Origin of the sequence: Nocardioides sp. cx-173, from assembly GCF_021117365.1 — a bacterium.
GTDB lineage: Bacteria > Actinomycetota > Actinomycetes > Propionibacteriales > Nocardioidaceae > Nocardioides.
Map to the genome: position 1 here is coordinate 3,063,132 of NZ_CP088262.1, position 23,197 is coordinate 3,086,328.

21 protein-coding genes are annotated in these 23,197 nt (G+C 73.2%); 9 read left to right on the forward strand and 12 right to left on the reverse strand.

Annotated elements, in window-relative coordinates; translation table 11 throughout:
* Positions 1-61: 61 nt before the first annotated feature.
* From LQ940_RS14900 to LQ940_RS14930, 7 genes are all read left to right on the forward strand, one after another.
* Positions 62-1,024, forward strand: coding sequence for an isocitrate lyase/PEP mutase family protein (locus tag LQ940_RS14900; protein WP_231244294.1), 963 nt, complete (start codon positions 62-64; stop codon positions 1,022-1,024).
* Positions 1,021-2,433: an FAD-dependent oxidoreductase gene (locus tag LQ940_RS14905; RefSeq protein WP_231244295.1), complete on the forward strand. Its 1,413-nt coding sequence runs from the start codon at positions 1,021-1,023 to the stop codon at positions 2,431-2,433. Before LQ940_RS14900 ends, LQ940_RS14905 begins: the two co-directional genes overlap by 4 nt.
* On the forward strand, positions 2,430-3,149 hold the full coding sequence (locus LQ940_RS14910; RefSeq protein WP_231244296.1) for an SDR family NAD(P)-dependent oxidoreductase: 720 nt from the start codon (positions 2,430-2,432) through the stop codon (positions 3,147-3,149). The genes LQ940_RS14905 and LQ940_RS14910 overlap by 4 nt, the downstream gene beginning before the upstream one ends.
* Positions 3,150-3,214: 65 nt before the next feature.
* Positions 3,215-3,811 (forward strand): cysteine hydrolase, encoded by a 597-nt coding sequence (locus LQ940_RS14915; RefSeq protein WP_231244297.1) that lies wholly within the window; start codon positions 3,215-3,217, stop codon positions 3,809-3,811.
* Positions 3,808-5,250, forward strand: a complete 1,443-nt coding sequence (locus LQ940_RS14920; protein WP_231244298.1) for an FAD-dependent oxidoreductase — start codon at positions 3,808-3,810, stop codon at positions 5,248-5,250. Before LQ940_RS14915 ends, LQ940_RS14920 begins: the two co-directional genes overlap by 4 nt.
* Position 5,251: 1 nt before the next feature.
* On the forward strand, positions 5,252-6,043 hold the full coding sequence (locus tag LQ940_RS14925; protein WP_231244299.1) for an aspartate/glutamate racemase family protein: 792 nt from the start codon (positions 5,252-5,254) through the stop codon (positions 6,041-6,043).
* Positions 6,043-7,362 (forward strand): FAD-binding protein, encoded by a 1,320-nt coding sequence (locus LQ940_RS14930; protein ID WP_231244300.1) that lies wholly within the window; start codon positions 6,043-6,045, stop codon positions 7,360-7,362. Before LQ940_RS14925 ends, LQ940_RS14930 begins: the two co-directional genes overlap by 1 nt.
* 1 nt (position 7,363) lies before the next feature.
* On the opposite strand, the gene LQ940_RS14935 is transcribed toward LQ940_RS14930, so the two are convergent.
* Positions 7,364-8,074 carry an MBL fold metallo-hydrolase gene (locus LQ940_RS14935; protein WP_231244301.1) on the reverse strand — a complete coding sequence of 237 codons (711 nt, stop codon included), beginning with the start codon at positions 8,072-8,074 and terminating at the stop codon, positions 7,364-7,366.
* A 79-nt stretch (positions 8,075-8,153) separates the two neighbouring features.
* Here LQ940_RS14935 and LQ940_RS14940 point away from each other — a divergent pair, with 79 nt between their 5' ends.
* The gene (locus LQ940_RS14940) at positions 8,154-8,684 is read left to right on the forward strand and encodes a TetR/AcrR family transcriptional regulator (protein ID WP_231244302.1); all 531 of its coding nucleotides are present in this window, start codon (positions 8,154-8,156) and stop codon (positions 8,682-8,684) included.
* A gap of 10 nt (positions 8,685-8,694) precedes the next feature.
* Here LQ940_RS14940 and LQ940_RS14945 read toward each other — a convergent pair whose 3' ends face one another.
* Positions 8,695-9,666 (reverse strand): helix-turn-helix transcriptional regulator, encoded by a 972-nt coding sequence (locus LQ940_RS14945; RefSeq protein WP_231244303.1) that lies wholly within the window; start codon positions 9,664-9,666, stop codon positions 8,695-8,697.
* A 69-nt stretch (positions 9,667-9,735) separates the two neighbouring features.
* Here LQ940_RS14945 and LQ940_RS14950 point away from each other — a divergent pair, with 69 nt between their 5' ends.
* The gene (locus tag LQ940_RS14950) at positions 9,736-10,422 is read left to right on the forward strand and encodes an alpha/beta fold hydrolase (RefSeq protein ID WP_231244304.1); all 687 of its coding nucleotides are present in this window, start codon (positions 9,736-9,738) and stop codon (positions 10,420-10,422) included.
* Here the strand turns inward: LQ940_RS14950 and LQ940_RS14955 are convergent.
* From LQ940_RS14955 to LQ940_RS15000, 10 genes are all read right to left on the reverse strand, one after another.
* Positions 10,419-11,624, reverse strand: coding sequence for a multidrug effflux MFS transporter (locus tag LQ940_RS14955; protein ID WP_231244305.1), 1,206 nt, complete (start codon positions 11,622-11,624; stop codon positions 10,419-10,421). The two genes, LQ940_RS14950 and LQ940_RS14955, sit on opposite strands and share 4 nt — an antisense overlap.
* Positions 11,625-11,668: 44 nt before the next feature.
* Positions 11,669-14,158: an excinuclease ABC subunit UvrA gene (uvrA, locus tag LQ940_RS14960; protein WP_231244306.1), complete on the reverse strand. Its 2,490-nt coding sequence runs from the start codon at positions 14,156-14,158 to the stop codon at positions 11,669-11,671.
* Positions 14,159-14,192: 34 nt separating this feature from the next.
* Positions 14,193-15,053, reverse strand: coding sequence for a fumarylacetoacetate hydrolase family protein (locus LQ940_RS14965; RefSeq protein WP_231244307.1), 861 nt, complete (start codon positions 15,051-15,053; stop codon positions 14,193-14,195).
* Positions 15,054-15,106: 53 nt separating this feature from the next.
* Complete coding sequence (locus tag LQ940_RS14970; protein WP_231244308.1) at positions 15,107-16,546, reverse strand: alpha/beta hydrolase; 1,440 nt, start codon at positions 16,544-16,546, stop codon at positions 15,107-15,109.
* Positions 16,533-17,360 (reverse strand): fumarylacetoacetate hydrolase family protein, encoded by an 828-nt coding sequence (locus LQ940_RS14975; protein ID WP_231244309.1) that lies wholly within the window; start codon positions 17,358-17,360, stop codon positions 16,533-16,535. The genes LQ940_RS14970 and LQ940_RS14975 overlap by 14 nt, the downstream gene beginning before the upstream one ends.
* Positions 17,361-17,897, reverse strand: a complete 537-nt coding sequence (locus LQ940_RS14980; protein WP_231244310.1) for a VOC family protein — start codon at positions 17,895-17,897, stop codon at positions 17,361-17,363.
* A gap of 53 nt (positions 17,898-17,950) precedes the next feature.
* The gene (locus LQ940_RS14985; RefSeq protein WP_231244311.1) at positions 17,951-19,123 is read right to left on the reverse strand and encodes an acyl-CoA dehydrogenase family protein; all 1,173 of its coding nucleotides are present in this window, start codon (positions 19,121-19,123) and stop codon (positions 17,951-17,953) included.
* Positions 19,120-19,995, reverse strand: a complete 876-nt coding sequence (locus LQ940_RS14990; protein WP_231244312.1) for a VOC family protein — start codon at positions 19,993-19,995, stop codon at positions 19,120-19,122. Before LQ940_RS14990 ends, LQ940_RS14985 begins: the two co-directional genes overlap by 4 nt.
* Positions 19,992-21,302 (reverse strand): flavin reductase, encoded by a 1,311-nt coding sequence (locus LQ940_RS14995; protein WP_231244313.1) that lies wholly within the window; start codon positions 21,300-21,302, stop codon positions 19,992-19,994. Before LQ940_RS14995 ends, LQ940_RS14990 begins: the two co-directional genes overlap by 4 nt.
* A gap of 158 nt (positions 21,303-21,460) precedes the next feature.
* On the reverse strand, positions 21,461-23,092 hold the full coding sequence (locus LQ940_RS15000; RefSeq protein ID WP_231244314.1) for an ABC transporter substrate-binding protein: 1,632 nt from the start codon (positions 23,090-23,092) through the stop codon (positions 21,461-21,463).
* Between the last annotated feature and the right edge of the window lie 105 nt (positions 23,093-23,197).

Below are 23,197 nucleotides of genomic sequence, written 5' to 3' on the forward strand. Positions count from 1 at the left end.
GGGGCACCCTCGTCTGGAGCGATCACTCTATGGAATCGCTTCCCGATCCAGGAGAGCAGCAGTGCCACACCCCGACCAGCGCCGGTTCGCGCAGGCCGAGAGCCTCATCGGCGTCGGCCCCTCCCCCAGCGCCCACGAGCGCCGTCTCGCCCTCCGGCGGGCCTTGACCGCGACGACCGCGGGCACCCCGCTCGTCCTGCCCGGGGTCACCGACGCGCTCGGCCTGCGCCTGGTCGAGTCCGCGGGCTTCGCCGCGGCCTACGCGACCGGCGCCGGGCTGGCCAACGCGCAGTACGGCGTCCCGGACGTCGGGCTGATCTCCCTGGCCGAGGTCGTCGACCACGTCGGTCGCCTCACCGAGGCCTCGCCCCTGCCCGTGGTGGTCGACGCCGACACCGGGTACGGCGGTCCGCTCACGGCCATGCGCACGATGCGTCTGCTCGAGCGGGCCGGCGCCGCGGCGATCCAGATCGAGGACCAGGAGATGCCCAAGCGGTGCGGGCACTTCGACGACCACGCGCTGATCCCGAGCGGCCACATGCAGACCAAGATCGCGGCCGTCGCGGAGGCCCGCCAGGACGACGCGACCGTGATCGTCGCGCGCACCGACGCCCGCAGCGTGCACGACATCGACGAGGCGGTCCGCCGCGCGAAGGCCTACGTCGAGGCCGGCGCGGACGTCATCTTCGTCGAGGCCCCCCGCACCGTCGACGAGCTCGCGCTGGTCGGCCGCGAGCTGGCCGGTGTGCCTCTCGTCGTCAACGTGGTGGAAGGCGGCCGCACCCCGCAGCTCGAGCTCGCGGAGTACTCCGAGCTCGGCTTCGGGGTCGTGCTCTACGCCAACTACCTGATGCGCTCGATGATGGCGGCCGGCCGCGAGGCCCTGGCCCACCTCGCCGAGCACGGCGAGACCGCGTCGCGCGCCGACCGCATGAGCACCTGGCAGGAGCGCCAGGACCTGATGAACCTGCCCGCCTTCACCGAGGCGCAGGCCTTCTACGACCGCCCCTGGGAGGAACGATGACCGCCGGACTGCCCCTGGAGCGAGAGCTCCCCGACCGCGTCGGCGTGCTGGTGCTGGGCTCCGGCCTCGCCGGATGCGCCGCCCTGCTGGCCGCCGCCGAGGCCGGTCAGTACGCCGTGATGCTGGAGAAGACCGGCGAGATCGGCGGCAGCACCGTGCGCTCGGCCGGCCTGTCGGCCTTCGCCGGCACCGACGAGCAGGCCGAGCAGGGCATCGCGGACTCCGTGGAGCTGCTGCGCAAGGACCTGCTGGAGACCGGCCGGCACCGCTGCGACGAGGCGCTGGTCGACCTCTACTGCGAGCACCAGCTCGACACCTACCGCTGGCTGACCGGCCACGGCGTGCGCTACGGCGAGGTGCACGCGGCGTCGGGCCAGTCGGTCCCCCGCTCGCACCCCACCGACACCACCGGCATGCTGCACCACCTGCTGAAGGCCGCCGGCCTCCTCGGCGCGCGGCTGCTGCTCGACACCAAGGCCGAGCGGCTGGTGCGCGAGGGCGGCCGGGTCGTCGGCGTCGATGTCGCGGCGCCCGGCGGGGGGCGGCACCGCATCCTCGCCGACGCGGTCGTCGTCGCCACCGGCGGCTTCTCCCAGAACCCCGAGCTGCTGGCGCGCTTCGCGCCCCAGATGGAGCACGCCCTGCGGGCCGGCGGCGAAGGCTGCCAGGGCGACGGGCTGCTCATGGCCTGGCAGCTGGGCGCCGGCGTCATCGACACGCCGTACGTCAAGGGCACCTACGGGATCTACCACGAGCCGCACCCCGACGAGGACGGCACCGGCATCCTCGCGGTCTACAAGGGCGCGATCGCGGTCAACCGCGAGGGCCGCCGCTTCGTCGACGAGTCCCTGCCCTACAAGGAGATCGGCGACGCCGCCCTTGCGCAGCCGGGGGTGACGACCTGGCAGATCCTGGACGCCCAGGTCATGGCGCAGACCAACGACGAGGTCCCGATCTACGAGTTCGCCGGCCGCGAGCGCGCGGGCATGCTGGTCACCGCCGACACGATCGAGGAGCTCGAGGAGCGGCTCGGGATGCCCGAGGGCAGCCTGGTCGCCACCGTCGAGGACTACAACGGCCGCATCGCCGCCGGCGAGGCCGACGCACTGGGCCGCGCCCACCTCTCGGGCGGCGTCGGCGCGCCGTTCGCGCTCGACCGGCCGCCGTTCCACGCGCACCCGTCCGGCACGGTCGTGCTGGCGACGTACTGCGGGCTCACCGTCGACACCGACCTGCGCGTCCTCGACGTCTTCGGGCAGCCCATCGAGCGCCTGTACGCCGCCGGCGAGGTCATCGGCGGCTTCCACGGCGCCGGCTACATGACCGGCACCTCGATCGGCAAGAGCGGCATCTTCGGCCGCCTGGCCGGCACCCACGCCGCGGCCGAGGAGAGTGAGCTGGAGTGGTGAGCCTCTTCGACCTCACCGGCCAGGTCGCGCTCGTCATCGGCGCCGCCCCCGGCGGCCTGGGCGAGCGCGCCTCGATCGCGCTGGCCGACCACGGCGCCACCGTCGAGGTCGCCGACATCGCGGGCGCCGCCCTCCGGGTGGACGTCACCGACGAGGCCTCCGTGGCCGCGCTCTTCGCCGACGTCGTCGCCCGGCACGGCCGGGTCGACATCGTGGTCAACGCCGCCGGCGTGATGCTGCGCAAGCCCTACGACGAGACGACGCTGGAGGAGTTCGAGCACGTCGTGCGGGTCAACCTGACCGGCACCTGGCTGGTCGGCCGCGCCGCCGGCCAGGCGATGACCCCCCAGGGCAGCGGCCGGATCGTCAACCTGACGACCGTCTACGCCGAGCGGGTCGGACCGGTCCCGGAGTCGGCGTACTACGCCTCCAAGGCCGGCGTCGCCAACGTGACCCGCGCCCTCGCCATGGAGCTCGGCCCGCACGCGATCACGGTCAACTGCCTGGCTCCGGGCGTCTTCTACCCGACCCAGATGACCGCCGCGCTCGCCGAGGACCCCGAGCGGCTGGCGTGGTTCTCCGGGCGCACGATGCTCGGCCGCCTCGGCGACCCGGCCACCGACTTCGCCGGTCCCCTCCTCCTGCTGGCCTCGCCGGCCTCGTCGTACATCACCGGCCAGGTGCTGTACGTCGACGGCGGCTGGTCCGCCTGGTGACCCTGCGCCACCACCTGCCCCACCATCCGTTCCGCACCAGATCCGCCCGACCCGAAGGAAACCCCATGTCCGACCGCCGTACCGCCCTCGTCCTCCTCGACTACCAGGTCGCCCTCTGCGAGGACGGCCCGCACATGCGGATGCCTCCCCTGGTGGAGCAGATCAAGGAGCGCGGCGTCATCGCGAACGCCGCGTCGGTGCTCGAGGCGGCCCGCAAGGCCGGCTGGCTGGTCGTGCACGTCCGCCTGGCCTTCGACGACTCCTTCGTGCTGCGCACCAACCGGCACCCGCGCTTCGACGCCTACCCCGACCAGCGCGCGATGATCGCCGGCTCCCCCGAGGCCGAGATCGTCAAGGAGCTCAGCCCGCTGCCGGGCGAGCCGGTCGTCGACAAGGGCTGCGTCGACCCGTTCGTCGGCACCCCGCTGCTCACCGCGCTGGCCGCCGAGGGCGTCGGCCACGTGGTCCTGGGCGGCGTCGCGACCAACCTGGTCGTCGAGTCCGCCGCCCGCCACGCGAGCGACGCGGGCCTGCAGGTCACCGTCGTCGACGACATGTGCGCGTCGTTCCGCACCGACTTCCACGAGTTCTCGATGCAGAACATGATGCCGCTCTTCGGCTCGGTCACCACGGCCGCCGAGCTGGTGGGCTCGCTGGCATGAGCGTCCACGAGTACGACGTCGTCGTGGTCGGCGGCGGGGTCGCCGGCCTCAGCGCCGCCTGCGCCGCGGCCGAGGCGGGCGCCCGGGTGGCCGTCCTCGACCGGGCGCCGGAGGCCGAGACCGGCGGCAACACCCGCTACACCGAGGCGTTCTTGCGGATGGCCTCGATCGAGGCGACCGCCGACGGCCTGGAGGAGTCGCTCGTCGACGACTTCATGGGCCACCCGGACCCGAGCGTCGTGCGCGACGCCGAGCGGTCCCCGGAGCGCCGCACGGCGCTCTACAAGGCGACGCACGTGGTCGACCCCGACTACGTCGAGACCCTCGCCGAGCAGGCCCCGGCCACGCTGGCCTGGATGGGCACGCACGGGATGCGCTTCGAGTTCCTGCCCACGCCATTCCTGACCACCTCGACCACGCGCATGGCGCCGGTCGGCGGCGGTCTGGCGATCGTGGAGACGATGGGCAAGGCCGCGCGCGGCCTGGGCGTCGACTTCCACTTCGAGACCACGGCGCGCTCGCTGATCGCCGGCGACACCGGCGTCGAGGGCGTCGTCGCCCAGACCACGACCGGGCGCGCGGAGTTCCGCGGCCGGGTCGTGCTCGCCAGCGGCGGCTACCAGGGCAACGCCGAGATGATGGCGCGCTACCACGGCGGCCACGCGCTCACGACGCGTCCGGTCGCCCGCGGCGGCAACTACAACAAGGGCGAGGGCATCGAGATGGCCCTCGCGCTCGGCGCGGCCACGGCCGGGTCGTTCAGCCTCTTCCACGCCGAGCCGGTCGACCCGCGCTCCGGCGAGCCCGAGGCGGCGATCTTCTGCTTCCCCTACGGGATCCTGGTCAACCGCGAGGGCAAGCGCTTCGTCGACGAGGCCCGCGGGCCGATCGACGCCTGGTACGAGCGCACCACCCGCGACATCCAGGCGCAGACCGAGGGCGTCGCCTGGGTGATCCTCGACCAGCAGGCGCAGGCCGTGCCGAACATCCGCTCGGGCATCCGCACCGACCAGCCGCCGGTGCGCGGCGCCTCGCTGGAGGAGCTCGCCACGAAGATGGGCGTGCCGGCCGAGGCACTCGCCGACACCGTCTCGACGTACAACGCGGCCTGTGGCGACGGCGACTTCGACCCGCTGGTCCCCGACGGGCTCGCCACCTCCGGCCTGGTGCCGCCCAAGTCCAACTGGGCCCGGCCGGTCGCGGACGGTCCCTACGAGGCCTACCCGGTCATGGCCGCCAACGTCTTCACCTTCGGCGGGCTCAAGACCACCCCGGCCGCCGAGGTCGTCGACCGCGACGGCCGCGCCATCCCCGGGCTGTACGCCGCCGGCGAGATGACCGGCCTGTACTACTCCAACTACACCGGCTCCACCTCGGTGCTGCGCGGCGCGACCTTCGGGCGCATCGCCGGCGCGGGGGCGGCCGCCGCGGGGAGCTGACATGCGGATCTGGCACCAGAGCTTCACCGTCCTCGACGACGTGCCGCACTACCGCGACGCCCTGCAGCGGCACCTGTCCGCTGCCGCGGCGCCGGGCACGACCGTCGAGCTGCACGGGATGAAGGCGGGCACCTACCCCTCGGCGTACCCGGGCACGCACATCGGTTACTCCTACCTCTCCAGCCTGCACCGCGAGCAGTTCGTCGCGGCCGCGCTCCAGGCGCAGGACGAGGGGTACGACGCGTTCCTGATCGCGACCATCCCGGACACCGGCTACGAGGTGGCCCGGTCGCTGGTGGACATCCCGGTGGTGACGTTCGGGCAGACCTCGGTGCTGATGGCCGGGATGCTCGGCGACTGCGTCGGCATCGTGAACTTCATCGCCGCGCTGGAGCCGCAGCTGCGCCGCAACCTGCGCGACTACCGGCTCGACTCGCTGGTCGGCCCGATCACCCAGGTGGACGCCGCGTTCACCGACGTGATGGCGGCCTACGCCGACCCGCAGCCGCTCCTGGACGCGTTCACCACGGCCGCGCGCCGGGTCATCGCCGACGGCGCCAACGTGATCGTGCCCGGCGAGGGCCCGCTCAACGTGTTCCTCGCCGACCAGGGCCTGAGCCGGGTCGACGACGTCCCGGTGCTCGACTCGCTCGGCACCTGTGTCCGGGTCGCCGAGCTGCGGGCGGCGCAGCACCGCTCCTCCGGCCTGGTGCCGTCGCGGGCCGGGTTCCACCACGCCCAGCCTCCGCGCGAGCTGGTGGACGCGGCCCGGGCGTTCTACGGCCTCGGCTGATGGACGAGCTGGAGGTCGACGTCGCCGTCGTGGGCGGCGGCGCGTGCGGTGCGATGGCGGCGCTGCGCGCGTCCGCCGACCCGGCGCTGGTGGTCGGGGTGTTCGAGAAGAGCACTCGTGAGGGCTGCAACGCCGAGATCTCCAGCGGCAGCCTGGCCGCCGGCGGCACCCGCTTCCAGCGGGAGGCCGGGATCGAGGACTCCCCCGAGCTCCACGCGAGGGAGATCCTCGCGGCCAGCGGCGACCTCGCCAACAGCGAGGTCGTGCATGCCCTGTGCGCGGCCGCGCCGGAGTACGTCGAGTGGCTGGCCGACGAGCTCGACTACCCGATGGAGATCGCCGGCGACCTGCCCCGCGCGGGCATGTCGGTCACCCGGCTGCACACTGACACCGGCCGCTCCGGCGGGCGACCGCTGATCCAGCACCTGCGCGCCGCGCTCGAGGAGCGCGACAACGTCGCCTTCGTCGACGAGGCGCCGGCGGTCCGGCTGACCCACACCGGCGGCGTCGTCGACGGCGTCGTCGTCGCGCAGAACGGCGGTGAGCTGCGGGTCCACGCGGAGACGGTCGTACTCGCGCTGGACGGCTTCGCCGGCAACCCAGCCCTGATGAAGGAGCACTGCGCCCACCTGGGTGATCCCTTCTACGGCGGGGTGAGCACGAGCACCGGCGACGCCCTGCCGTGGCTGAGCGAGGTCGGCGCCGAGCTGCGCCACCTGGGCGCCTGCCTGCGCTCGGGCCTCGTGGTCGTCGGCCATGGCACCCGGGTCAGCCCCTCGCTGCCGTTCTTCGGCGCCGTGCTGGTCGATCTCGAGGGACGTCGCTTCGTCGACGAGGAGGCGCAGGGCTACTCCAAGCTGGCCGGCATCCTGCAGCACCTGCCCGGCCAGCGGGCCTCGATGGTCTGGGACGACGAGGCGCACGCCGCCACCAGCGACTCCGAGATGATGCGGGAGACCACCCGCGCCGGCGGCTACCGCACCCACGCCGACGAGCGCTCGCTCGCCGAGGCCCTCGGGCTCCCCGAGGAGACGGTCCGCGCCGCGCTGCAGCCGCACCCCGGACGGCGGCCGCTGCGGGCGCCGTACCACCATGCCTGGGTGACGCACGGCGTCCTCACCACCCAGGGCGGGGCCGTCATCGACACCGTCGGGCGGGTCCTTCGTCCCGACGGCACCCCGGTGCGCGGCCTGCGTGCCGGCGGCGGCACGGCGGTCGGGCTGGCCGGCCCCGAGTCCGACGGCTACGTGTCCGGCAACGGGCTGCTCTCGGCGTTCGGCATGGGCTGGCTGATCGGCAACGACCTCGCGGGTCGCTGACTCACCGGGCTCGGCGCGCGGTCTCCTGGACCTCGGCCAGGTCGCCGCGCCACGGGGCGCCGTGGCCGGGCAGCACCCAGGTCGCGTCGAGCCCGGCCAGCCGTCCGAGCGACTCCAGTGCCTCGTCGGGGTCGTCGGTGAACGGTGCCGGCTGGACGCCCGTACGGCCCGTCAGCACGTGGCGCGTGGTGAGGGCGTCGCCGACGAAGACGGCGTCCACGGCCGGGACGTGGACGGCCACGCTGCCCGGCGAGTGCCCCGGCATCCCGACGATCCGCGGTGAGCCCGGCAGTGGCAGCACGTCGCCGTCGTGCATCTCGACGACCTCGGTGAGGTAGGCCGTGCGCCAGCCGCGCTTGCGCAGCGCGTAGCCGGCGAAGCCGAGCAGCGGTCCGAGGCGCAGGGGGCCCACCGGCGTCTTGGGCTTGTCGCCGCTGCGCGCGCGCTCCGCGTCGTCGGCGTGCACGTAGACGGGGACGCCGTGGTCGCGGCGCAGCCGCTCGGCGAAGCCGATGTGGTCGGAGTCGCCGTGGGTGAGCACCACCCCACGTACGTCCTTGACCGAGCGGCCCATCGCCGCGAGCTCGGCGAGCAGGTCGCGCCAGTGGCCCGGCAGGCCGGCATCGACGACGGTCACGCCGTCGGCGGTGTCGACGAGGTAGGCGGCCACGACGTCGTTGCCGATGCGGTGCAGGTGCGGGGCGAGCTCCATGGGATTCTCCTTCGGGTCAGGTAGGCTACGGTAATTAGCCATCAAGGCTAATGTCAATAGCCAACCTCAGGAGGGCCCGATGCCAGCACCCGAGCGCACGTCGCTGGAGCAGATCGTCACGGCCGGCCGCGAGCTCCTCGAGAGCGAGGGGCCCGCGCGGCTCACCATGCAGGCGGTCGCGGCGCGCGTGGGCGTGCGGGCACCGTCGCTCTACAAGCGGGTCCGCGATCGTGACTCCCTGCTCGCCCTGGTCGCGGGCGCGACCATCGAGGACCTGGTCGGGCGGCTGGACGAGGCGGAGGCCTCGGTCGCGGGGCTCGCACGCACCTTCCGGTCGTTCGCGCACGAGCGGCCCGAGGGGTTCCGGCTGATGATGGCGGCGTCCACGGACGGTGAGGCGCTCGCCCGCGCGAGCGCTCCGGTCCTGCGCATCGCCGAGGAGCTGGTCGGCAGTGACGACGCGCTGGAGGCGGCGCGGCTGGTCACGGCCTGGGCAACCGGGTTCATCACCATGGAGCTAGCCGGGGCGTTCCGCCTGCACGGCGACCTCGAGCGCGCCTTCGAGTTCGGCCTCGAGCGGATCTCGTCCACCCTGTCGCGGCGGCCCTGACCGGCTCCTCCTAGCCGCTCCCGATCGACCGAGCGAGCCGGTCCACGAGCGCCGCCACGGCGTCGCGCAGCTCGGGGCCCTCCTCCACCCGGAAGTCGAACGGCACCCCGGCGAGCCACTCCTGGGCGTACATCGCGGGGTTGCGGGTGCTGCCGAGCAGGACACACCCCTCCCCCAGCGGCTCGAGCCGGCCCATCGGTCCCCGCAGCCACGGCCGGACCTCGTCGGCGGGCGCCTCGAACACCACCCGGGTGGGGTAGCGCCACCCCGCCCCGAGGTGGTGCTCCAGCGCGGCGACCGGGTCCAGGTCGTCGGGCCGGCGGAAGCCGTGGCCGGTCGCCTGCACGCCGGCGATGCGGTCGATCCGGTAGGTGCGCACGGCACCGGCTCGGTGGGAGTGGCACAGCAGGTACCAGCGGCCGAAGCGCACCACCACCGCCCACGGGTCCACCTCGCTCTCCCACTCCGCACTCGCGTCGCCGCGGTAGGTGACGCTCACCCGTCGGCGCTCCGCGACCGCCGTGACGAGGGCGCTGGTGGTGACCGGGTCCGGGCGCGCGGCGTCGCGGCGCGGCGCGGCGGACGCGTGCTCGCGCAGGGCCGCCGCCTCGCGACCGACGAGCTCGGGCAGGGCCCGCACGACCTTGCCCAGGGCGGCCCCGACCAGCCCGTCGGCGTCGGCGGAGGTGGACTGTCCGTCGAGGACCGCCATCACCAGCACCAGGGCCTCCTCCTGGGAGAAGACCACCGGCGGCAGCCGGGTGCCGCGACCCAGGCGGTAGCCGCCGTGGGGACCGCGCTCGGACTGGACCGGGACGCCGGCCTCGCGCAGGATCCCGACGTAGCGCCGGGCGGCGCGCTCGGTGACCCCGAGGCGCTCCGCGAGCTCGCCGGCGGTGGTGACCGGGCGCGAGCCGAGCAGCTCCAGGGCGCGCAGGGCGCGCGCGGTCGGGCTGGTGTCGGGGCGAGCTCGCGCGGCCATCTCGGGAGCCTAGGCCCGGGGTCGGAGAAGCGGAAGCAGATCGTCCGGAACCGCCTCTAGCGTGGCGGCATGGACATCATCCTCATCGGCGGACTCTGGCTCACCGGCGCGGCGTGGGACGACGTCGTCCCGGGCCTGGAGGCCCGCGGCCACCGCGCCGTCCCCCTCACGCTGCTCGGGCAGGGTGACGGAGCCGCCTCGGCCACGCTGCAGAACCAGGCGGACGCGGTGGTCGCCGCGGTGGACGCGGCCGCGGGGCGGCCCCTGGTCGTCGGCCACTCCGCCGCCTGCGCGCTCGCCTGGCTGGCTGCGGACCGCCGCCCCGAGCGGGTCGCGGCGACCGCGCTGATCGGCGGCTTCCCCGCCGCGGACGGTGAGGAGTACTTCTCCTCCCTCCAGCCCGAGGGAGGTGTGCTCGCCTTCCCCGGGTGGGAGCCGTTCGAGGGGCCCGACGTCGCCGACCTCGACGGCGCCGCCCGCGCGCGCATCGCGGCCACCCTCGTGGACGTGCCGGAGGCGGTCGTCAAGGGCACCGTCCGGCTCACCGACGAGCGCCGCTACGACGTCCCGACCTGGCTGGTCTGCCCGGAGTTCACGCCGGCCGAGGCCCGGGAGTGGGTCGCCGGGGGCGAGCTGCCCGAGCTGGCCGGCGCCGCCCGTCTCGAGTACGCCGACCTCGACTCCGGCCACTGGCCGATGTACAGCCGGCCGGCGGACCTCGCCGACCTGCTGGCCACGATCGCCGAGGGGCTCTAGGCCACCGGCACCGCGACGGCGGTGCGCCGGGCGCGGTGGGTGAGGTGGATGCAGGTGAAGGCGGCGCTGCCGCAGACCAGCATCACCACCGCCACCGGCACGGCGGTCTGGTCGCCCCAGAGGCCACCGATCGGCGAGACCAGCCCGCCGAAGAGGAACATCATGGCGCCCATGACGGCGCTGCCGGAACCGGCGTAGTCGCGGCTCTGCTCCATCACCAGCGCACCGGAGTTGCCCATGACGAACCCGACGCTCGAGATGACCACGAACAACGGCACCAGCAGGAGCCAGGCCGGCAGCGGCAGGGCGGCGACCGCCAGGAAGCTCGCGCACCCGACCGTCGCCACCGCCAGGGCGGCGCGCACGGTGTTGGCCGGCGGCACCCGGCGCCCGGCCAGCCGGACCGAGATCAGCGAGCCGGCCATCATGCCGAGGGCGTTGACGGCGAACCCGATGCCGTAGACCAGCTCGCTGGTGCCGATCACCCCCTGGTAGACGAACGAGGAGGTGGAGATGAAGGACATCAGCATCCCGAACGTGAAGGCCGCCGCGGTCGCGTAGCCCAGGTACGCCGGACGCCGCAGCAGCGCGCCGAGGTGGCGGTAGCTCAGACGCGGGCTGCGCCGCTCGACCGGCAGCGACTCCCGCACGGTCGTGAGGACCCCGACGAGCTGGAGCACGGTGAGGGCGAGGACGAGAGCGAGGATGGCGCGCCAGGACAGGTGCCCGGCCAGCGCGCCGCCGAACAGCGGCGCGAGCACCGGCGCGATGCTCGTGAGGCTGGCCAGCAGCGACATGGCCCGAGCGGCCGCGAAGCCGTGGAGCCGGTCGGCGACGATGGCCCGGCAGATCACGACCCCGGCGGCGCCCGCGAGCGCCTGGAAGAACCTGGCGGCGATCAGCACCTCGATCGTGGGGGCGAAGACCGCCGCGGCGGCAGCCACGGTGCTGACGGCGCAGCCCACGAGGAGCGGGCGCAGGCGACCGAAGCGGTCGGCGACCGGGCCCCAGAAGATCTGGCCGATCGCGAGACCGGCGAGGAACGCGGTCAGGGTCAGCTGCACGCTCGAGGCCTCGGTGCGCAGCGAGTCCCGCACCGCCGGGAACGAGGCGAGGTAGAGGTCGATGGAGACCGGGGCCGTCGCGGAGAGCAGCGCCAGCACGATCAGCAGCCGTCTGCCCAGGGATTCCTCGGTCGTCACATGTCTCCTCTGGTGCGGGCGCGGGTGGGCGCCCCGCGAGACTCTCAGCCCGGCGCGTGTGCCCGCGCCCGTGCTCCCAGCCATCGGAAGAGGTACGGCGCGGTGGCGCTGCCGGCGGCCGAGGCGACCTGCTCGGGGGTGCCCGTCGCGACCACCGTACCGCCGGCGTCTCCGCCGCCCGGCCCGAGGTCGATGACCCAGTCCGCACTGCCGATCGCGGCCAGGTCGTGCTCGACCAGGACCACCGTGTTGCCGGCGTCGACGAGGCGGTGCAGCTGGCGCAGCAGCAGGGCGATGTCGGCCGGGTGCAGCCCGGAGGTGGGCTCGTCCAGCAGGTAGAGCGCGTGCCCGCGGTGGGCGCGCTGCAGCTCGGTGGCGAGCTTGATCCGCTGCGCCTCGCCGCCGCTGAGCTCGGTGGCCGGCTGCCCCAGCCGCAGGTAGCCCAGCCCCACGTCGCGCAGCGTCTCCAGGCTGCGCCGCGCGGCCGGGACGTCGGCGAGGAAGACCGCGGCGTCGTCGACCGACATCGCCAGCACGTCGGCGACCGTGCGGTCGCGGTAGGTGATCTCGAGCGTCTCGGCGTTGTAGCGGGCACCGTCGCAGGTGGGGCACGGCGCGTAGGTGCCCGGCAGGAACAGCAGCTCCACCGAGACGAACCCCTCGCCCTGACAGGTCTCGCACCGGCCCTCCACGACGTTGAAGGAGAACCGCCCGGCGGCGTACCCGCGCGCCCGGGCCTCCTCGGTCGCCGCGAAGACCCGGCGCACCGCGTCGAACAGCCCGGTGTACGTCGCCAGGTTGGAGCGCGGGGTGCGCCCGATCGGCCGCTGGTCGACCCGGACCAGCCGGTCGAACGCCTCCAGGCCGGCCGCGTCGTCGACGTCCACCTCGAGCTCGGCCTCGTCCTCGTCGTCGGGCGCCAGCCCGAGGTGACCACGCACGAGCTCGGCCAGGACCTGCGTCACCAGCGTCGACTTGCCGGAGCCGGACACCCCGGTCACGGCGGTGAGCACGCACAGCGGGACGTCGACGGAGACGTCGCGCAGATTGTGACGGGTCACGCCGCGCAGGTGCAGCCACCCGTGGGGGGTGCGCGGGTCGTGCTCGAGGCGCTCGGCACGGCCGAACAGGTAGTCCCCCGTGGCCGACCCGGCGACGCCCTCCAGCCCGGCGACCGGCCCGGAGTACAGGACCCGGCCACCGGCCTCGCCGGCTCCGGGGCCGATGTCGACCACCCAGTCGGCGCGCCGTACGACGTCCAGGTCGTGCTCGACGACGAACAGCGAGTTGCCGGCCGCCTTGAGCCGGTCGAGCACGTCGAGCAGCGGCTCGGCGTCGGCGGGGTGCAGCCCGGCCGACGGCTCGTCGAGGACGTAGACGACGCCGAACAGCCCCGAGCGGAGCTGGGTGGCGATCCGCAGCCGCTGCGCCTCCCCCGGCGAGAGGGTGGTCGACCCGCGGCCGAGGCTGAGGTAGCCGAGCCCGAGGTCGATCAGGACGCCCACTCGGGCGACCAGGTCCGCGGCGATCCGGACGGCGACCTCGGTCGTCTCACCGCTGTCGGCCGACGAGACGGCCGCGCTCGCCTCCGTCAGCTCCGCGGTGGGCCGCAGCAGTGCCACGAGGTCGGCCAGCGACAGGGCGTTGACCTCGGCGATGGAGCGCGCGGCGAAGGTCACCGCGAGTGCCTCGGGGCGCAGGCCGGTGCCGCCGCAGTCGGGGCACGGCGTCGCGCGCATGAAGCGCAGGGCCCGCTCGCGCATGCGCTCGCTCTTGGAGTCCGACAGCACGTGCTGGATGTGCTTGCGCGCGCTCCAGAACTTGCCGTAGTAGCCATGGTCGATGCGGTCGCGCTCGGGCTCGATCAGCACCGAGGGCTGCTCGTCGGTGAAGAGCAGCCAGTCCCGGTCCTTGCGGGCGAGCCGGCGCCACGGGCGGTCCACGTCGATGCCGAGCCCCATGACGATGCTGCGCAGGTTGGCGCCCTGCCAGGCGCCGGGCCAGGCAGCGATCGCGCCCTCGCGGATGCTCAGGTCCGGGTCGGGCACGAGCAGCTCCTCGGCCACGTCGTGCACCACGCCGAGACCGTGGCAGCGCGGGCAGGCCCCGGCCGCGGTGTTGGGCGAGAACGCCTCGGCTCCGAGCCGCTCGGCACCGGCCGGATAGGTGCCGGCCCGCGAGTAGAGCATCCGCAGCAGGTTGGAGAGCGTGGTGATGGTGCCCACGCTGGACCGCGAGGTCGGCGCCCCGCGGCGCTGCTGCAGCGCCACCGCGGGCGGCAGCCCGGTGATCTCCTGCACGTGCGGAGCCCCGACCTGCTGGAGCAGGCGGCGCGCGTAGGGCGCCACGGACTCGAAGTAGCGACGCTGGGCCTCGGCGTAGATCGTCCCGAAGGCCAGCGACGACTTGCCCGAGCCGGACACCCCGGTGAAGGCCACCATCGCGTCGCGAGGCACGTCGACGTCGACGTTCCTCAGGTTGTGCTCGGTCGCGCCGCGCACGTGGACGAAGGGGTCACTCGGATCATGGCTCACCTCGCTCGGTACCCGGCCTCATGCTCCCCGCCGGTCAGCGCATCGTGTGCACCATCTCGCCGAGGCCGTCGGCCCAGGTGCGCAGGACCTCCCCCGACCGCAGGTAGCGCGGCGGCTGCATGCCCATGCCGACTCCCTCGGGGGTGCCGGTGAAGATCACGTCACCTGGCAGCAGGCTCACGACCTCCGACAGGGCGGAGATGATGCGCGGGATGCTGTAGAGCAACTTGCTCGTGCGCCCGTCCTGGACGGTCTCGCCGTCGATGGTGCAGCCCAGGGCGAGGTCGTCGCGGTCGGCCAGCTCGTCAGTGGTCACCAGCCACGGGCCCATCGGGCTGAAGCCCGGGTGGGACTTGGCCAGGCCGAACTGCGGGGCGGGTCCGGACATCTGTCGAGCCCGCTCCGAGAGGTCCTGGCCGAGGGTCAGGCCGGCGACGTGGTCCCAGGCCTCCTCGACGCTGGCCCGGTACGCCGGTCGCCCGATGACCGCCACCACCTCGACCTCCCAGTCGGTGTTGCCGCCCTGCGGCAGGGCGATCTCGCCGCGTGGGCCGGTGATGCTCGTGGGGAACTTCGTGAACACCGGCGGCAGCTCGGTGGGGGGCTCGTAACCGGTCTCGTCGGCGTGGTCGGCGTAGTTGAGGCCGATGGCGAACACCTGGCGCGGCTCGGGCGACGGCGCTCCGAGCAGGTCGACGTCCAGGTCGACGTCCGCCTCGGGCGAGCGGGCGAGCAGCTCCTCGGCCCAGGCCCGGAACTCCTCCCAGCGCGGGTAGATGCCGGCGATGGCCGGCCCGAAGCGGCCGCCGCTGGCGGTGGCCACGTCGATGCCGCGCGGGTGGTCCCCGTGCTCGAGGACGAGCACGGCTCGGTCGTGGTGGTGGGCGAGGCGCATGGGCGGGCTCCTAGGGAAGGACGAAAGGCGAGCAGAAGGGACAGCGAGGTGCGTCAGTCGTCGGTCAGGAACCCCGTGACCAGCGACTCGAACCGGCGAGCCCGCTCGAAGGGGACCCACAGGCCGGTACGGCCGTACAGGTGCACCTCGACGTCGGGGATCCGGTTGAGCATGAAGAGCGCGTTGTCGTAGCCCTGGACGCGGTTGTCGCGCCCCCAGACCACGAGGGTGCGGGCCGAGATCTCGTGCAGGCGCGGCCACAGCTGCTCGGTGGTGGCCGGCGTCCCGCGGCCCTCGGGGGCGCCGGCCATGAAGTCGGGGTCGACGCTGGCGAGGAAGCGCTCCTCGACGAGCTCGTCGGTCACGAGGGATCGGTCGTGCATCATCATCTCCAGGTAGGCGCGCATGCGCTCCCGGGTCGGCGGGCCGTCCTGATAGTAGGAGCGGATCACCTGCTGGCCCTCGCTGGGGCTCGGCGTGAACAGCGGCAGTCCGCCGGCCGAGCTGACCAGCACCAGCCGCTCGACCACCTCGGGGTGGTCCACGGCCATCGCGATGGCCGCCGCACCCCCGGTCGCCATGCCGAGCACGTGCGCGCTCTCGGCGCCCAGCTCCGCGATCAGCGCGGCGAAGACCCGCGCGTAGAACCCGTAGCGCCCGCCCTCGATCGCGGGCTTGTCGGAGCGGCCGTAGCCGGGCAGGTCGACGACCACGGTGCGGAAGTGGGCGGCGAAGGCCTCGACGTTCTGTCCGAAGTTGCCCCAGCCATAGGCGCCAGGGGCGCCGCCGTGCACGCAGAGCAGCAGCGGGGCGTCGGCCGCGCCGGCCTCGTGCAGGTGGATGCGGACGCCGGCCGCCTCCACGTAGCGGGACGTCGACTCGGCGGTCGGGGAGTCGGTCATGTCAGGCCTCCGGCCCGTCGGGGGCTCGACACCGAAGAGTGCGAGCTGGTGGGCCAGGGTCTGGTAGTAGCCGACGAGGGTGCTGACCTCGAAGACACCGGCCGGTCCCAGGGCGTCGCGCAGGACGTCGAGGTCGCCGTCGTCGGTGAGCCGGCCGTCGAGCAGCCGCGCGGCGAGCGCGAGCGCCGGCACGGCGGTGGCGTCCACGTCATCGGCGAAGGTCGCGGGTACGCGCGCGGCGGCCAGGGTCGCCAGAGTCTCCTCGGGCACCCCCAGCCGGCGCGCGATGCGCTCGTGGGCGACGCGCTCGTAGGCGCAGTCGTGATGCCCCGCGACCAGGAGCACGACCATCTCCCGGACCTGGTCGTCCAGGCCGGACTCGTAGCGCAGCGCCGCGCCGAGGCGCTGCAGGGGGCCTCCGACCGCGGGGCTGTGCAGCATGGCGTCGAAGGGGCCCGTCAGCCGCCCGTCGGCGTCGACCGGGCCGCCCGGACGTGCGGGGTCGGCCCGCGGCCCCGAGCGCAGCTCGTCGTACAGCGCGCGCTGCGCGTCGGTCAGGCTCGCGGGGTCATGGGGCTCAGACCTGGGCAACGATCCGGTTCCTGGTCTCGCCGACGCGCTCGACCCGGCTGAGCACGACCTGCCCCGGCCGCAGGAAGATCTTGGGATCGCGCGCGTTGCCGACGCCGTCGGGCGTACCGGTCAGGATCAGGTCCCCGGGCTCGAGGCGGGTGAACACGCTGATGTCGGCGATCGTCGTGGCGACGTCGAAGATCATCTTGTCGGTGGTGGACCTCTGCATGACCACGCCGTCGACCTCGCAGGAGATCTCCAGGCCGGCGGCGCCCGGCGGCAGGTCGTCGGCGGTGACCAGGTACGGGCCGACCGGGGTCAGCCCGTCCCACGCCTTGCCCGCCAGCCACTGCTTGGTGCGGTTCTGCCAGTCGCGGACGCTGAGGTCGTTGCTCACCGAGTAGCCCGCGACGTGGTCCAGCGCGTCCTCGACCGCGATGTCGCGTCCACCGGTGCCGATGACCACGACGAGCTCGACCTCCCAGTCCAGCAGCTCGCTCGCCGAGGGCATCGGCACGTCGTCGTAGGGGCCGGTCAGCGAGGAGCGGAACTTGGCGAACAGCACCGGGTGCGTGGGCAGCTCGTTGCCGGTCTCGGCGACGTGCTCGGCGTAGTTGCGTCCGAGGCAGACCACCTTGTCCGGACGGGGCACGACGGGCAGCAGCCGCACCTGCGCGCCCGCGACGATCTCGCCGTCGCCCGCCGCGAGCTCACGCCAGGCCGGGTCGGCGAGCAGCGCGCCGACGTCGCGGAACGGCAGCAGCACGAGGGTGTCCCCCTCGACCCGGGCGGCGGCCTCGCGGTCGCCGACCCGGACGCTGGCGAGCCGCACTCAGCCCACCGTCCCCGGGCCGGCCTGTGCAGGGCCGCGGATGCCGCCGGCGACGCCGTAGGTCTCGCCGCCCTCGGCGAGCATCCGGTCGGCCTCGGCGAGGACGTCCTCGAGGCTCTGGTCCAGGTTGAGGTCCTTGCGGAAGGGCTGGCGCACGTCCTTCGGGATGCGCACGTAGACCTCGATCCGGTTGCCCTCGGGGTCCCAGAAGTAGATGCCGAACGCGTTGCCGTGGGTGACCTCCTGCTGCACCTCGACGCCCGCGTCCTGGAAGCGCCGGTGGAACTCCAGCAGCGACTCCACGGTGTCGACGCGGAAGGAGATCTGCTGTACCAGCTTGACGTCGCGCGGCGCGGTGCGGCCCCGGGCGATGACGAGCTCGTGGTGCTCCTCCTCGGGGCGGGCGCTCATGAAGACGATGCCCTTCTCGGGGTCCTCGTCGGTGACCGTGAGCCCGAGCATCTCGGTGTAGAAGCCGCGCATGGCGTCCAGGTCCTCGACCCACAGGCCGGCGTGCCCTAGCTCCTGGATGGGCATGGGTTCCTCTCGTGACGATGCGGGTGCGGGTGCGGTGCGAGTGGGGCCGGTGCTCAGAACTTGATGCTCGGCGGGATCGGGTGGCCGAAGAAGTCCAGGCCCCACGCCTGCATGATCGGGTCCTGCACATTCTGGATGTGGTGGATGGCCGACTGGCTGTCGCGCCAGAGCCGCTCCATCGGCAGGTCCTCGCGCAGCGACACTCCCCCGGCGACCCGGAACAGCCGGTCGGCGGCGGCGACCGCCCGGTTGGTCGCGCGGACCTGGTTGCGGCGTACCTCCGCGCGCTGCGAGACCGGCGTCGGCTCGCCGGCGGCGCACAGGTCGTAGGTGCGGTCGACGTCGGTCAGCAGGTGGCGGGCGCTGGCGTCGATGTCGGCGGCGGCGTCGCCGAGAGCGGCGAGCTGGTAGGGATCGAGCGAGGACTTGCCGTAGCGGCCGTCACGGGTGCGGGTGAGCTCGACGAAGGCGTCCAGGACGCCCTTGCAGATGCCGATCGTCGCGGCCGAGACCGCGCCGGCGAACATGACGTTGCGCGGCATCGCGTACAGCGGGTTGTCCCGGCCTCCGACGCGGGCCGCGGCCGTGCCCTCGGTGATCTCCTCGGTGCCGATCACGCGGTACGACGGCACGAAGGCGTCGCGGACGACCAGGTCCTTGCTGCCCGTGCCCTTGAGGCCCACGACCTGCCAAGAGTCGGCGACGATCTCGTAGTCCGAGCGCGGCAGCACGAAGTGACGGGCGCGACGGTCGGTGATCGTCTCGCCGTCGTCCTCGGTGATGAAGCCGCCGATCGTGACCCACTGGCACAGGTCGGTGCCCGAGCTGAACGGCCAGCGGCCGCTGAAGACGTAGCCGCCCTCGACCGGGCGGGCCCGGCCCATCGGCGCGTACGGCGAGGCGATCCAGGTCTCCGGGTCGTCGCCCCAGATCTCCTCCTGCATGCGGCGCTCGCCGAGCGCCACCTCGTGCGGGTGGACGCCCACGACACCGGCGACCCAGCCCGCGGAGGGCGAGTGCGAGGCGATCTCCAGGACCGTCTCCAAGAACTCGGTCGGGTGGTCCTCGGTCCCGCCGAAGTCCTTCGGCTGCAGCATCTTCACGACGCCGGTGCTGCGTACCGCGTCCTCGGTGACCGCGGTCAACTGGCCGGCGCGGTCGCAGTTGGCGGCGTCCTTGCGCAGGATCTCGGCGACCGGGGCGACCCGGTCGGTGGCGCGGCTCATCTCTCGTGGCCCCAGTAGTGGGCGGACTGGTAGCGAGTCGGCGTCCAGGTGGCGTCGTCGATCTCGATGCCCCCGGTGCCGTACTCGATGCCGGTGCCGGACGGCGACTCGACGTAGAAGGAGATCATCTTGTCGTTGGTGTGCTTGCCCAGCGTGGCGGTCATCTTGTCCCCGCCGGCGCTCAGCGCGTCGATGGCCCGGCCGACGCCGTCGATGTCGGTGGACTCCAGCATCAGGTGCCCCACGCCCACCGGGCGGTTGCGGTCGTCGTTGGCGACGGGCACGAACGCGAAGGAGTGGTGCCGCGGGTTGCAGTGGAAGAAGCTCGCGACCGTCGTCTCGTTGACCTCGATGTGGTCGCTGAGGCGGAAGCCGAGCACGCCCTGGTAGAGGAGCTGGAAGGCCTCGGGGTCCTTGACCAGCTGGAAGGCGTGACCGAGGCCGAGGCGTCCGGCGACGAACTCCGTTCCGGTCGGCGACACGAATGGGGTGAGCGCGTTGGTGAGGCCGTAGAACAGCTCGACGCTCACCAGGCCGTCGGGGTCGACGAAGCGGACCAGCTCGGTCACGTTGCGGGCGCGGGCGGCCTCGGGGCCGGGCCGCTCGACGGCGATGCCGAACTCCTCGACCCGGGCGGCCAGCTCGGCCAGGTCCTCCGGGCCGGCGACCTCCCAGCCGAGGACCGTCACCCCGGAGGTGGCGCCCTCCTCGATCTGCAGGCGGTAGAGGTACTCGTCCATCCGCAGCCGCAGCACGCCCTCGGCGTGCTCGACGACCTGCAGGCCCAGCGTGGTGGAGGCGAACCTGCGCCACTCCGCCAGGTCGGGGCATCCGAGCACGGCGTAGCCGAGGCTCCTCACGGTGGCGCTCATGGTGTCTCCCTGGGGGTGTCGGGCATCGGGTGTGCCTCACCCTTCGGCATCGACGACGCCACGGCCAATGGCTCGTGCCACGGAGTGGAAAGGCCGTCGGACTCCTCGTCGCGCAACCCGTCCAGCTCGATCAGTCGGGCGGAGACGACCGCCGCCGCCTGCTTCAGGCACTCCACCCACCGCGCCACCTCACGGCCGCCGATGCCCCGGGGGATGTTGGAGAGCCGCAGCGCGATCTGCACCTGCTGCATCGGCCCCTCGACCGGCACCACGATGGAGTGCAGGTCGTAGCTGCCGCCAGGCTCGATGTCCGGCTCGTAGAGTGCGGCGGTCTCCTGGATGATCGCCTTGAACCGCCGCTCGTGCTCCGGCAGCCGGTCGACCGAGGAGTAGTCGCGGACCGCCTCGAACAGCTCCCGGTCGTCGTGTGTGCCGCGCAGGGACAGCGAGTAGCCCCGCTCGCGCACGCGCTCGAGCTGCCCGACGTACGCCGCCCGGGTCGCCTCGTCGGTCTCCGGCAGCCGGTGCAGCCACTCGTTGACGGCCACCGAGCCGGAGTGCGAGATGTACACGGCCCCCAGGGGCGGCACCAGCGGCACCCGGAAGCCGAGTGAGATCCGGCTCGGCCTGGCCGACCCGCTCGCGAGGGCGACGAAGACGGCGTCCTCCCCCACGCAGGCGGTCACGCTGCAATCGGCCTCGAGGTCCGCGGCCACCGCCTCGAGCTGGTCGCGCGCGACCTCGGCGAGCCGGATGCCCTGGATCAGGTCCGGCTCCACCTGCGCCAGCAGGGACGGCAGGGTGAAGCGGCCGTAGCCGCCCTGGAAGAAGAGCAGCGGCAGGGTCGGCCGGAGGACGTCCATGTCGGTGACGCGGCCGATGACGACGTAGTGGTCCCCTGCCTCGACGACGGACTCATAGCCGCACTCGATCCAGGCGACCGCCCCGTCGAGGATGGGCGCGCCCCCCGGCGCCGGGTGCCACCGAACATCCTCGAACTTGTCGTCGCGGTGCTGCGCGAACCGGCGGCACAGAGCCTCCTGGTCGGCGGCCAGGACGTTGACGCAGAAGGAGCTCGCGTCACGCAACCGCGCGAACGTGCCGGAGTCGCGCTGGGGCAGGAACGCCACGAGCGGGGGGTGCAGCGACACCGACGTGAAGGAGCCGACGACCATGCCGACCGGCTCGCCGGCGGCGCCGATCCCGGTCACGATCACCACCCCGGTCGGGTAGTGGCCGAGCGTCTCGCGGAAGTGGCGGGGCTCCACGCCCCCGGCGGCGGGCTGGTCCTGGGGGGGCTTGGTCATCGTCGTGTCCTCACAGCGGGTCCTCACGTGGTGCGCGACCTCGATTCTGTGCCCCCGGCGGCCGCCATGGGCGAGATCGTGCCGCGCGGCGGAACCAGACGAGGCCGGACCGGGGCACCGCGCCCCGGTCCGGCCTCGTCTGCTCGGGTCAGCTCGGGTCAGCTGGCCCAGATGTAGCGCAGGTCGATGATGTCGACGGTCTGCTCGCCCTTGCTGCCCGGGAAGCCGCCGACCTCGTCGCTGGCGATCCAGCCGCCGATCTGGCCGACGGTCGGGGTCGAGGGCATCCAGCGGGTCATCGCCTCCTGGACCTGGGCGTACAGGTCGCCACGCTCGGCGACCGGCGTCACGAGGAGCTCCTCGATCAGCTTGTCGACCTCGGCGTCACCGCCGCGGGCGATGTTGGCCGGCGACTTGGAGTGGAAGCGGCCCTGCAGGTCCGAGGTGGCCTGCAGCGTGATCCCGATGAACCGCAGCTGCGCGCTGTAGTTGCCCGCGGCGGCCTCGGTGATCATCGTCGGCTGGTCGCTGATCCGGATCTTCATCTCGACGCCGATGTCGGAGAGCATCTGCTGCAGCACGCTCGCCTGTCGCTGGAACTCCGGCGGCGAGGTGCTGGTCATCTCGAACGACGCGTCGCCGCCCTCGGCGACGTACTCCTCGATGAGCTTCTTGGCCTCGTCGGCGTCGAACTCCGGGAAGTCGGTCTCGACGTACTCCGGGTGGTTGCCCGTGAAGTAGCCCTCCATCGCGGGGTGCTTGCCCTCGAAGACCGCGGTGGCGAGGGCTTCGCGGTCGATGCCGAGCAGCAGGGCCTTGCGCACCCGCTCGTCGTCGAACGGCGGCTGGGAGGTGTTGAGGGCCAGGTAGAAGTAGGTGTAGGCGGGCTGCTGCAGGACGGTGAGGTCCGCGGCGCCGGCCTCCTCGAGGTCCGTGACCGACTGGGTCGGTGCCAGGTCGAGGCTGCCGGCCTTGATCGCACTCAGGCGGGCCTCGGTGTCGGTGGCCGTCACCATGACGATCTCGTCCAGGTAGGGCAGCTCGGGGATCCGGTACTCGGGGTTGCGCTCGAGCACCAGGTCTCCGCCCGGCTGGAAGGACTTGACCTTGAAGGCACCGGCACCGACGGGCTTCTGGCCGAAGGAGGCGCCGGACTTCTCCACCGCGGTCGGGGACGGCACCATGCCCGCGCCCGCAGTGAACAGGACCGGGAACTCCACGGAGGGGGCGGCCAGCTTCATCTCGAGGGTGAGCGGGTCCACCACCTTCATGTCCACGATCTGCCGCGCGGCTGCCGCCTGGCGGCCCTGCGACTCGGGGGCGGCGTAGCGGGTGAGGTGAGCGACGACGGCGTCGGCGTCATAGGGGGTGCCGTCGGTGAACATGACGCCCTCGCGGAGCTTGAGCGTCCAGGTGAGCTGGTCCTCGGACTCCAGCGACTCCGCCATTCCGGGGATCGCCTCGCCCTCCGGGCCGATCGCCATCAGGGTCTCGAAGATCGCCGTGGCCGCGTTGATGCCCGGGGTGGACAGGGCCGTGGTCGGGTCGAGGGTGTCGACGGGGGCCATCATGCCGAGCCGGAGCGAGCCGCCCTTCTGGGCATCGCTCCGCTCGAGCTGGGCGCCGCCGTACTCGTTGAGGGAGACGCCCTCACCTTCGGCGACGACCTTGTTGGCGTTAGACGCGTCCGCAGGCGGTTTGGTGTCGCCGCCGCCGCTGCAGGCGGTGAGCAAGAGAGCCGCCAAGGCCCCGGCGAAGAGGCCTTTGGCGTGGTGCGTGGTGTGGATCACGGGTACTCCTTGACCGATGTCGGCAGACCCGGGAGGGCGCCGTGCTCGGTATGATGGGGGTCACATTCCGAGCCGGGGAACAGTGCGGTGCCGACGGATGGAACG